8 protein-coding genes and 6 pseudogenes are annotated in these 11,036 nt (G+C 42.5%); 10 read left to right on the top strand and 4 right to left on the bottom strand.

The features are described from left to right. Positions 1 to 285 (bottom strand): annotated as a pseudogene (locus BO26_RS24175) (IS982 family transposase); the annotation flags it as partial. Here BO26_RS24175 and BO26_RS22795 point away from each other — a divergent pair. The 3 genes and pseudogenes from BO26_RS22795 to BO26_RS22265 all read left to right on the top strand — a co-directional run. After that, positions 239 to 569: pseudogene (locus tag BO26_RS22795) on the top strand (IS982 family transposase); the annotation flags it as partial. The pseudogenes BO26_RS24175 and BO26_RS22795 overlap by 47 nt on opposite strands. An 84-nt stretch (positions 570 to 653) precedes the next feature. Further along, positions 654 to 956: an IS66 family insertion sequence element accessory protein TnpA gene (gene tnpA, locus BO26_RS15045; RefSeq protein WP_036772753.1), complete on the top strand. Its 303-nt coding sequence runs from the start codon at positions 654 to 656 to the stop codon at positions 954 to 956. A 48-nt stretch (positions 957 to 1,004) separates the two neighbouring features. Further along, positions 1,005 to 1,136: pseudogene (locus tag BO26_RS22265) on the top strand (IS66 family transposase); the annotation flags it as partial. A gap of 301 nt (positions 1,137 to 1,437) precedes the next feature. On the opposite strand, the pseudogene BO26_RS15040 reads toward BO26_RS22265, so the two are convergent. Continuing rightward, positions 1,438 to 1,770, bottom strand: a pseudogene (locus tag BO26_RS15040) (IS110 family transposase); the annotation flags it as partial. 56 nt (positions 1,771 to 1,826) lie between these two features. Between BO26_RS15040 and BO26_RS15035 the strand changes: the two are divergent. From BO26_RS15035 to BO26_RS15025, 3 genes and pseudogenes are all read left to right on the top strand, one after another. Next, positions 1,827 to 2,012, top strand: a pseudogene (locus tag BO26_RS15035) (transposase domain-containing protein); the annotation flags it as partial. 40 nt (positions 2,013 to 2,052) lie between these two features. Beyond that, positions 2,053 to 2,543: pseudogene (locus tag BO26_RS15030) on the top strand (IS982 family transposase); the annotation flags it as partial. 85 nt (positions 2,544 to 2,628) lie between these two features. After that, positions 2,629 to 3,411, top strand: a complete 783-nt coding sequence (locus tag BO26_RS15025; protein ID WP_036772750.1) for an endonuclease/exonuclease/phosphatase family protein — start codon at positions 2,629 to 2,631, stop codon at positions 3,409 to 3,411. A gap of 282 nt (positions 3,412 to 3,693) precedes the next feature. Here the strand turns inward: BO26_RS15025 and BO26_RS15020 are convergent, their stop codons facing one another. Continuing rightward, a complete protein-coding gene (locus tag BO26_RS15020; RefSeq protein ID WP_036772748.1) occupies positions 3,694 to 5,067 on the bottom strand; it encodes an amino acid permease in 1,374 nt (457 codons plus the stop codon). Between the two features lie 170 nt (positions 5,068 to 5,237). Here BO26_RS15020 and queE point away from each other — a divergent pair, with 170 nt between their 5' ends. Further along, positions 5,238 to 5,909 carry a 7-carboxy-7-deazaguanine synthase QueE gene (queE, locus tag BO26_RS15015; RefSeq protein ID WP_036772758.1) on the top strand — a complete coding sequence of 224 codons (672 nt, stop codon included), beginning with the start codon at positions 5,238 to 5,240 and terminating at the stop codon, positions 5,907 to 5,909. Positions 5,910 to 5,953: 44 nt separating this feature from the next. Here the strand turns inward: queE and queD are convergent, their stop codons facing one another. Then, positions 5,954 to 6,316, bottom strand: a complete 363-nt coding sequence (gene queD / locus BO26_RS15010; RefSeq protein WP_036772747.1) for a 6-carboxytetrahydropterin synthase QueD — start codon at positions 6,314 to 6,316, stop codon at positions 5,954 to 5,956. 267 nt (positions 6,317 to 6,583) lie between these two features. Here queD and cysJ point away from each other — a divergent pair, with 267 nt between their 5' ends. From cysJ to BO26_RS14995, 3 genes are read left to right on the top strand one after another with little or no spacing between them, the layout of a single operon-like run. Beyond that, complete coding sequence (gene cysJ / locus BO26_RS15005; RefSeq protein WP_036772746.1) at positions 6,584 to 8,386, top strand: NADPH-dependent assimilatory sulfite reductase flavoprotein subunit; 1,803 nt, start codon at positions 6,584 to 6,586, stop codon at positions 8,384 to 8,386. Further along, entirely contained in the window at positions 8,386 to 10,116 is a 1,731-nt protein-coding gene (gene cysI, locus BO26_RS15000; RefSeq protein ID WP_036772745.1) for an assimilatory sulfite reductase (NADPH) hemoprotein subunit, read from the top strand. The genes cysJ and cysI overlap by 1 nt, the downstream gene beginning before the upstream one ends. Then, the gene (locus BO26_RS14995) at positions 10,113 to 10,847 is read left to right on the top strand and encodes a phosphoadenylyl-sulfate reductase (RefSeq protein WP_036772742.1); all 735 of its coding nucleotides are present in this window, start codon (positions 10,113 to 10,115) and stop codon (positions 10,845 to 10,847) included. Before cysI ends, BO26_RS14995 begins: the two co-directional genes overlap by 4 nt. Positions 10,848 to 11,036: the final 189 nt, after the last annotated feature.

Here is an 11,036-nt window from a genome sequence, read left to right as displayed (position 1 = left end):
TTTTTGTTGGCGTGAAGAAAGGAAAGGGCACAACGGAATAATGGCTCTTTTCTTCAATGTTATCATTCGATTGTAGCTAACCAGGCCCGGAAAATCCGTTTTAAGGTATTGCTGCACATGCTCAGTATAAAACGCGTTAAAATGACGGTCATGGCTCATGTGAAATAAAATGAGGAGAATCATCACTTCGCTCAGAGACAAGGAAGTCACACGATGGCGTTTAAGCAGATTATTCTCAATGAGCTGCTGTTCCCAAAGGGGGATAAATTTTTGTCGTTTTTTCATCCCTCAATGGACGCAGTTTGCCTTGATAACGGATACCGTCTACGCCGCCGACAAGGCCGCATGTATCCCCGTGAAAGCATGACCATTTTGATCCTCTTTCATCTGTCACATTACCGTGATTTTCAACATTCTTATCTGGCGCATATTTGGAAATATCACCACAACGATTTTCCCACCTTGCTCTGTTATACCCGTTTTATTAGTGTCGCCCCTTCTGTTTTGATTCCACGAGTCTGTGTGTTTGTCATAACATCCGTATTCCCCGTCATAAGGTCTTTGAAGGGTAGGAGTCCGGTCATCTCACCTTGTTCTTCCCTTCCGGCCCCTGCACGCTACCGCTTCCTTCTCTTCATTTGGAGACTGACACCATGAGCCGTAGCCGATATACTCCGGAGCAAAAACAACACCATGTGACCCAATGGCGCCACAGTGGCCTGACCAGAAAACAATATTGTGAACAGCATCAGCTGAGTTTTTCCTCTTTCCGCGACTGGATTGCCGACAGTAACAACATCCCCCAACCTCTCAGCCAGACACTGCCCGCCATCTTGCCGGTTTCACTCCAGCCTGACGACGCGCGCACCGTCACCCGGCATACCCCAAACGGGTATGCCGTTGCCTGTCCCTTGACGCTGTTGCCTGACGTGATGCGGGTACTGGCCCGATGCTGAAACCGCAACAGCTCTTTCTGGTGCGAGAGCCCGTCGATATGGTTACGTAAAGCGATAGATTACACGCTGAAGCGCTGGCCGGCGCTGGTGTGTTATCTGGCTGATGGTCGGATACCGATAGACAACAACCGGGCGGAGAATGCGGTCCGGGGTGTGGCGCTCGGGCGAAAGACTCTTATGACCTTTGCCAAGGATTTCGACCATACTAACCCGGCGCAGTTTGAAACAACTACGCTATAAACAGTGACTGGCGCTAGAGGACCTGAAGTAACCGGGCTGTATCCTGAATTGAACAGACTCTTATTCGGGGATGGGGTGCCCCACGAAGGTTTTCGTCGTGAGCTTGCCTCTTTCTGGCTGAGAGTATCGGATTGTTGTTGACCGACCTACGTTCTTGACGAGGATCACTCATTCCGTGCCCGGTACTTCAGGTTTTAACGTTGTACTGTTAACTGGACTGTCGGGTCGTCAGGGCTAATCATCTGGCCAGGCCAACGGCATCACGATGATCGTTCTTTATCCGGTCTGTGGGTGATTTGGGGATCCGTGATGGGGCAATAACGAGACATTCAATGTGCATGGCGGTGAGCTGATGATAAATGCCATAACCACAAGGGCCAGCTTCATAACAGACCATAATTGATGAATGCTGCTTTCTTAGCTTCAGAAATAAGTGTTGAATACTTTGCTGTTGGTTTGGGATATTGCCATAAAAGCGGATTTCACCGCCGCGTTCCGGGCTGGCGATAGCAACAGCCAGGGATTCTTTGTGAACATCCAGGCCGACATAAGCTGAAGGGATATCGTGTAACATAAAGACCTCCAATAATGCACCGATATTAAAGTGATTATATATAGGATCATACCATCTGGCTTTTTGCGGGTTCCCTGCCCGCGGGACAACGGGCGGCCATGATAATGAGCCTGTTGGAAACCGCCCAGGCCAACGGACATGAACCCTGGGTCTGGTTACGTGATGTCCTCAGCCGGCTGCCTGTCTGGCCGAACAGTCGGTTGAATGAGCTGCTGCCCTGGCCTGAGAATCGCTTTGCTTAAAATCGCTTTTTTTGTCAAGGTGAGGTAATCGGACTCTTACTTTGAAGGGATAGCGCAACGAGGAAAAACCTCAATGGGTTGTTTTACGGTTTCAAATTACACTGGGTTATAAACCATCAGGGGGAAATTCTGGCGCTTAAAGTGACGGCGGGTAATGTGGATGAGCGGGAACCTGTTCATGAATTAATAAAAAAATTAACGGGTTCTCTTTATGGTGATAAAGGTTATCTCAGTTAGGAACTGGCTGACGATTTAGCTAAAACGGGGATCACTTTCATTACTAAAAAGCGCCGAAGTATGAAAGCTCACATGCAAGCTGAATGGGATAAGGTAATGTTATCAAGGCGTTTTATCATTGAAACAATTAATGGGCAATTAAAAATCATTTGTCAAATAGAACACTCGCGCCACCGAAGTATAAAAGGATTTCTGTTGACTGTTTTAGGGGATGTGATTGCTTGCAGCCTTAAATTGAAAAAGCTATCACTTAAAAGTTTCTACTCAGAAGACGATTATCCAGTGATGGCTTAAGCGGAATTTGGGTTAATTATCTTATTATATTTGATAAAATCAGATCGTATTAATAGTTGCTTTGTGCATTAAAGGGGTTTTTCTCGTGGTAAAGAAAACCTATGCAATAAGATATGTTGCTGGACAGCCTGTTGAACGCGTCTTCCCTATGTCAGCTCATCAGCTTGGGAAGTCATTGCCTGTAGGAGTGCCTTTAATTACTGACACAAATGGGCTTAGGGTCGTTGTCTGGAATATCTATAAACAGCAGCGACCTTCATGGCGAAGAGTTTTGAAGGGGCTAACTAAAGGAAGCCAGTTAATTTTATTACAAGAGGCGCAAACAACTCCTGATTTAGTTGAGTTTGTTACTTCAAATTATCTGACGGCTGATCAAGTTCCTGCATTTGTATTGCCACAGCATCCCTCTGGTGTGATGACATTAGCAACTTCTCATCCTATTTATTGTTGTCCATTGAGAGAGAAAGAGCCTCTTTTGCGTTTATCTAAATCAGCTCTTATCACTGTTTACCCTTTACAGGATAATCGTCAGTTGATGGTTATCAATGTACATGCGATAAATTTTAGTTTTGGTGTAGATGTATATAGTCGTCAACTTAATAATATTGGTGCTCATGTTCGTTTACATTATGGCCCCGTAATTATGGCGGGTGATTTTAATGCATGGAGTAAACAACGTTTGAATGCTCTGAAGCGGTTTACCCGATATTTACATCTCAATGAAGTCTCTTTTATTGATGATTGTAGAACAATTGCATTTGGAAGGCCGTTGGATTTTATTTTTTACCGAGAGTTAAGTGTAGCTAATGCTACTGTTATGCCTACCGACGCTTCTGATCATAACCCTCTTATTGTAAATTTTTATTAATATTTGTATTTTGGGAATATATTTTTATGAAATGGATTTTTATTGATAGCAATTGCTTATTTAATTTTTGTTTTATTTAATGTGCTGAATAATAATTGCAATTTTTTAATAATGTAATAAATCATGAGGTTAAATTGATATTTTAATTTTATTTATTATATTTTATAATCTTTATATTGTAAAAATAAAACTGAATTTTATTTTGGCAATAAAAATATGCAGAGATATAAGGATAAATGCCAGAATAATCTGGCATTTATTAGTATAAATTACTTATTTGGCTCAATGGGATTGAGAGTTCTTTTTCTTTATACTCAAGAAATAGGTAATTGATAATAAAAATACCCATATAATTCCCACAATTAATGCAATGCGGGTTTTCTCGAAGTAGCCTAGCAATACAATGACAAATGCCATAAAGATAACTGTTAATGCTGGAGCTATTGGCCACATAGGAACAGGGAATTTTAGCGTTTTAACTTCTTCTTTACTCATTTTGCGACGCATAGCAACCTGAGAAAGTAGGATCATCAACCATACCCACACAGTGGCAAATGTTGCGATAGAAGCAATGATAATAAAAATTTCTTCTGGGATCAGGTAGTTGAGTATAACACCAATCAATAGGACAATTGACATGACGACAACTGTCATCCATGGCACACCATTACGGCTCAGTTTGGTGAATGATTTAGGTGCTTGTCCTTCTTGGGCCATACCATACATCATACGACCGGCACCAAAAATATCGCTGTTAATCGCCGAAACTGCGGCAGTAATAACTACGATATTAAGAATATTTGCAGCGGAATTAATGCCCAGGCTAGAAAAAATCTGTACGAATGGGCTACCTTCTTGGCCGATCTGATTCCACGGATAAATACACATAAGAATAAACAAGGTTAATACGTAGAATAACAGGATACGGAAAGGAACAGCGTTGATTGCTTTTGGAATAGTTTTTTCGGGATTTTTGGCTTCGCTGGCTGTAATGCCAATGACTTCAATACCACCAAAAGCAAACATTACAATAGCGAGTGAAGCTATTACACCACTAATGCCATTAGGCATAAAACCGCCATATTCCCATAAGCTCGAAATGCCAGTTACGTGGTCTGTTTGTTGGCCGAATCCATATATCATAATGGCTATCCCACCAACAATCATAGCAATAATTGCGGTGACTTTCACAATAGAAAGCCAGAATTCCATTTCACCAAAAATTTTCACATGGCAAAGGTTAATTGCACCAATGAAGCAGACAATGCTCAGCACCCAGATCCATTGTTCCACATGAGGGAACCAAAGTTTCATATAAAAACCAAATGCAGTAACGTCAGCTAGGCAGACGATTAACATTTCGAATATATAATTCCATCCGGTAAGAAATCCGGCCAAAGGACCGAGATAATGGCTAGCATAGTGTGAAAAAGAGCCGGCTACTGGATGGTGAACAGCCATTTCACCTAATGCACGCATCACCATAAATACGGCGGCACCGCCGATTAAATAAGCAAGTAATACGGCTGGGCCAGCTTGCTGGATAGCAGCTGCGGAGCCATAGAACAGCCCTGTGCCTATTGCGGAGCCTAGTGCCATAAAGCGGATATGCCGCCCGGTTAGGCCCCGTTTCAGCTGAGTTTCATTATTCTGCATTATTTATTCCTGTCACTTTCTTAGTGCTAGATATATTTTAAGCACACAATGCCCCGACGAGTTGCATGTTAGCCAAGCGAAGCAAACCCTGTACCTTACCATAAAGATTGATGTTCGCGGGATAGATATCTGCAATAATGCGCTCTTACCTAATGAAACTAGAGATTTTTATGTTTTACCCGATTAACGAAATATTTCAGACATTGCAGGGAGAAGGTTTTTTCACGGGAGTCCCAGCAATTTTTATTCGTCTGCAAGGGTGTCCGGTCGGTTGTGGCTGGTGTGATACTAAGCACACTTGGGAGAAAAAAGCCGAAAAACAACGGATGTTAGAGACAATCTTACTGAAGATGAATGAAAGTGATGAATGGGGTGAAGCATCACCTAAACAAATTGCGACACTTTTTGTTCAACAGGGATATACCGCACGTCATGTTGTGATTACTGGTGGTGAGCCTTGTATTTATAATCTTATTCCTTTGACTGAAGAATTAGAAAATCTTGGCTATCAATGTCAGATAGAAACCAGTGGTACATATCACGTTAAATGCTCTGCTGCTACTTGGGTGACTGTTTCACCAAAAGTTAAAATGCGTGGTGGTTATCAGGTCTTGCAACAAGCTTTGCAAAGAGCCAATGAAATAAAACATCCGGTTGCACGGGAAAGAGATATTGAGGCATTGGACGAGTTATTGGCGACATTAGATAACAACTCATCGCGTATTATTGCATTGCAACCGATAAGCCAGAAAGAAGACGCTACCCGTTTATGTATTGAAACTTGTATTGCACGCAATTGGCGGCTTTCTATGCAAACACACAAATATCTGAATATTGCTTGAGAAGAGATTACTGCACTGGAGGTTCCCTGGTGCAGTAACTTATTTTATTTTCTGCGGAAAATGCAGCCTGCGTTACAGGTTTCTTTCACCATAACAGCGCTTAGTTGTGGAACTTTGGGTTTAACTTTATCCCAAATCCAGGCTGCCAGTACTTCGCTGGTTGGGTTTTCTAGCCCTGGGATATCATTTAGGTACTGGTGATCTAACTGTTCCCAAACAGGTTTGAAAATAGCTTTTAGATCAGCAAAATCCATAATCCAGCCACTATGAGGATCTACCTCTCCAGTAATTTCCAGCCGTACCATAAACGAGTGCCCATGTAGGCGCCCGCATTTATGGCCTTCTGGAACATGTGGCAGACGGTGGGCGGCTTCAAACTGAAAGTCTTTAAAAATCGTTGTGCTCATAGTGGTTCTCCCTGACTTAAAAAAAACCGCTATTCTACCCGATCTTCTGAATTAAACCTGATTTTTTCCTTTTTTTGCAATTGCTCTTATTAACTGTTTTATAGATATATTAAATCTGTAAATATGGTTAGGCGTTTTGGTTATTTGATATTGCGATAGTTTCTTTAATTAGTGACAAGTCGCTGAGATAACCTTACAAACCATCCCTATTTATTTTCTTTACTAAAAATAACGGATATTGGTAATCGTAAAGGGCAGCACAGGACAATGAGCATAAAACCACCTTCAATTTCACTTCTTCCTGTTTCACCTGAACAGCTAGCGCGTTTGCAATCGGCAGTTGGGGATTTTTCGCCAAATCAGTTAGCTTGGTTGTCTGGTTATTTGTGGGGAATGGTGAATCAACAACCGCAGTCTCAGGCTGTGATTTCGGCGTCCCCGGTACAGGAGGCGATTACATTAATTTCAGCCTCACAGACAGGTAATGCTCGTCGCCTCGCTGAGAAACTGAGTGATGCTTTGCTGGCAGAAAAACTCAAGGTTAATCTGGTCAACGCCGGTGATTATAAATTTAAGCAAATTGCTCAAGAGAAGATATTGATAATTATTGCTTCTACTCAAGGAGAAGGAGAACCTGCTGAAGAAGCGGTTGCACTATATAAATATCTTCATTCTAAAAAAGCACCAAAGCTGAGTAATACTGTATTTGCAGTTTTTAGTCTGGGTGATACTTCTTATGAGAAATTCTGTCAGGCAGGGAAAGATTTCGATAACCGTCTGAATGAACTGGGTGCTCAACGGTTGCTGGATCGTGTAGATGGCGATGTGGAATATCAGGAAGTTGCAACTCAATGGTGTAAGCAATTAACTGAAATCTTGAAACAGCGTATTCCTGCTCAGACAGATACTGTGATTGTTTCTACACAGAGTGGCTCAGTAAATGAAGTTTTCTCAACTCCTTATACTAAACAGGCACCATTGACTGCGACCTTATCAACCAGTCAGAAAATAACGGGGCGTGGTTCTGATAAAGATGTTCGCCATATTGAAATTGATCTGGGTGATTCAGGTTTGCGTTATCAGCCAGGTGATGCTCTGGGTGTCTGGTTTGAAAATGATCCGGAGTTGGTGGATGAAGTGTTGAATTTGCTTTGGTTGAAAGGAACGGAACAAGTTGAAGTTAATGGTCAGAAATTATCACTAAGGGAAGCACTGCTCAGCCATGTTGAGCTTACTCAAAATACCAGTGTGATTGTAGAAAAATACGCTGTTCTGGCGAAAGATGAGAAGTTACTTTCCTTAATTGCTGATAAGCAGGCATTACAGCAATACGCTAATAATAAACCTATCGCCGATATGATAAGAGAAGCGGCTTCCCAGCCCGAAGCACAGCAATTTATCGATTTATTGCGACCTTTGACACCGAGGCTCTATTCAATTTCTTCTTCTCAGGCTGAAGTGGAAAATGAAATTCATATTACAGTGGGTGTTGTTCGTTATGAAATTGATGGGCGAGCTCGTACTGGCGGTGCGTCCGGCTACTTGGCTGATCGTTTATCGGAAGAGGATGATATTCGTATTTTTATTGAGCATAACGATAATTTTCGTTTGCCGCCCGATCCACAAACTCCTGTCATTATGATTGGTCCGGGAACAGGAATTGCACCATTCCGGGCATTTATGCAGCAAAGAGAAGCTGATGGTGCTGAAGGGAAAAATTGGCTGTTCTTTGGTAATCCACATTTTACTGAAGATTTTCTTTATCAAGTGGAGTGGCAGCGTTATGTGAAAGATGGCCTGTTAACCCGTATTGATCTGGCATGGTCCCGCGATCAGCAGCATAAAATTTATGTACAAGACAAACTGTGTGAGCAGGGTGAAGAAGTATGGCGCTGGATAAAGGAAGGTGCACATCTGTATGTGTGCGGTGACGCAAACCGCATGGCGAAAGATGTAGAGCATACATTGCTGGATATTATTTCTAAGCATGGTGGCATGGATATCGAACAGGCAGATGAATTCTTAAGTGAACTGCGTCTTGAGCGCCGTTATCAGAGAGATGTGTATTAATGAACAATAAACAACATGGTCCTTTGATTGTCGAAGGTAAACTGGCTGACAGTGAGCGTATGAAGCGAGAGAGCAACTTCTTGCGAGGTACGATCAGCGAAGATTTAACGAATGGCTTGACGGGAGGTTTTGAAGGGGACAATTTCCTGTTGATTCGTTTTCATGGCATGTATCAGCAGGATGATCGTGATATTCGTGCCGAACGAGCGGAGCAAAAGCTAGAACCTCGTCATGCAATGATGTTGCGTTGTCGTCTGCCGGGTGGCGTCATTACGCCACAGCAATGGTTTGGGATTGATAAATTTGCAGCAGAAAACACGATTTATGGGAGTATCCGGTTGACTAACCGTCAGACATTTCAATTTCATGGCATTCTGAAAGGGAATGTAAAACCTGCTCATCAGTTGTTGAACCAAGTTGGTTTGGATTCGCTTGCGACGGCGAATGATGTTAACCGAAATGTGCTTTGTACCTCGAATCCTATTCAATCGGAGTTGCATCAGCAAGCCTACGAATGGGCGAAGAGAATATCAGAACACTTGCTGCCACGTACTCGCGCTTATGCTGAACTGTGGTTGGATAAAGAAAAGGTCGCGACAACCGATGAAGAGCCGATTCTTGGGCCTACTTATTTACCGCGTAAATTCAAAACTACGGTAGTTATTCCTCCACAGAATGATGTTGATCTACATGCCAACGATCTGAACTTCATTGCCATTTCAGAAGGTGGCAAGTTGGTTGGTTTTAATGTGCTGGTAGGTGGTGGTTTGGCAATGACTCACGGTGATAAAAATACCTATCCACGTTTGGCGAGTGAATTTGGTTATATTCCGCTTGAGCATACATTGGCGGTTGCTGAAGCTGTGGTAACAACTCAGCGTGATTGGGGTAACCGGACTGAGCGTAAAAATGCCAAAACCAAATATACGTTGGAACGAGTAGGTGTAGACATTTTTAAAGGAGAGGTGGAGAAACGCGCTGGAGTGAAATTTGAAGCAATTCGTCCTTATGAATTTACTGGTCGTGGTGATCAAATCGGTTGGTTAAAAGGGATCGATGATAAATGGCATTTGACACTGTTTATTGAAAATGGTCGCCTTTTGGACTATCCCGGCAGACCGTTGAAAAGTGGCATTGCTGAAATTGCAAAGATTCACAAAGGGGATTTTCGTCTGACTGCCAATCAGAACTTAATCATTGCGGGTATTCTTGAAAGTGATAAACAACACATTGAAACTATCGTCCGTGAATATGGGTTGATTGATGATAAAACCACTGTTCAGCGTGAAAACTCAATGGCCTGCGTCTCTTTTCCAACTTGTCCGTTGGCAATGGCTGAGGCTGAGCGTTTCTTACCAGAATTTGTTACCTATGTTGAACAGTTAATGAATAAACATGGTATTGGTGATGAATATATTGTTTTACGGGTGACCGGTTGTCCGAATGGCTGTGGCAGAGCTATGTTGGCGGAAGTTGGGTTGGTGGGTAAAGCGCTTGATCGTTATAACCTTCATCTTGGCGGCAATCGGATTGGTACCCGTATTCCACGCATGTATAAAGAGAATATCAGTTCGGAAGAGATCTTATCCATCATGGATGAACTTATCGGACGCTGGGCTATAGGTCGACAGCCAAATGAAGGCTTTGGCGATTTCCTGATCCGTACGGATATTATTAAGCCGGTACTGGATTCAGCCCGCGATTTTTACGATTGGCAGGAGGCGGTATGAGCCAATTCAGCTTATCTCGGTTTGTTGGTATGACTGCTGAACAGCAAGAGCAATTATTGGCTGAGATCAATCGACGACTTGAAATGATGGATGCTCACCAGCGGGTAAACTGGGCATTGGAAAATTTGCCTGGGGAATTTGTTCTTTCCTCCAGTTTTGGTATTCAGGCGGCGGTATGTCTTCATTTAGTGACACAGGAATATCCGGATATTCCTGTCATTCTTACGGATACCGGTTATTTGTTCCCTGAAACTTATCAATTTATAGATAAACTCACAACGCAGTTGAAACTGAATCTGCAAGTATTCAGTGCTGAATATTCCCCAGCCTGGCAAGAAGCTCGTTATGGAAAATTATGGCAACAAGGTGTAGAAGGAATAGAACGTTACAATCAAATTAATAAAGTTGAACCAATGAATCGCGCTTTGAAGAATTTGAAAGCACAAAGTTGGTTTGCGGGTTTACGCCGTCAGCAATCTGAAAGTCGATCAAAATTACCGGTTTTGGCTATACGGCGTGGAGTATTTAAGATCCTGCCAATTATCGACTGGGATAACCGGAGTGTGCATCAATATCTGACAAAGCATGGTTTGGAATATCATCCGTTATGGGAGCATGGTTATCTTTCTGTTGGCGATACCCATACAACCCAGAAATGGGAACCTGGCATGAGTGAAGAACAAACGCGTTTCTTTGGTTTGAAGCGAGAATGTGGGTTACATGAGAATTAAAAAACCGGTATTTCCTGAGTGGGATTGATGATAATGAAAAGCTATTTTGGCGAGATCACCTATATTCCATTACAGAACAATTAATTCTTTTTTGTCATTTTATAACTTTACCGCTGACTCATATATTCATTCGAAACAGTTTCAGTACTTATATACCCTATGGATTTCAAGATGCATCGCGACGGCAAG

Source organism: Photorhabdus australis DSM 17609, from assembly GCF_000711895.1.
Classification (GTDB): Bacteria; Pseudomonadota; Gammaproteobacteria; order Enterobacterales; family Enterobacteriaceae; genus Photorhabdus; species Photorhabdus australis.
This window is presented reverse-complemented; position numbering and strand designations above follow the sequence as displayed.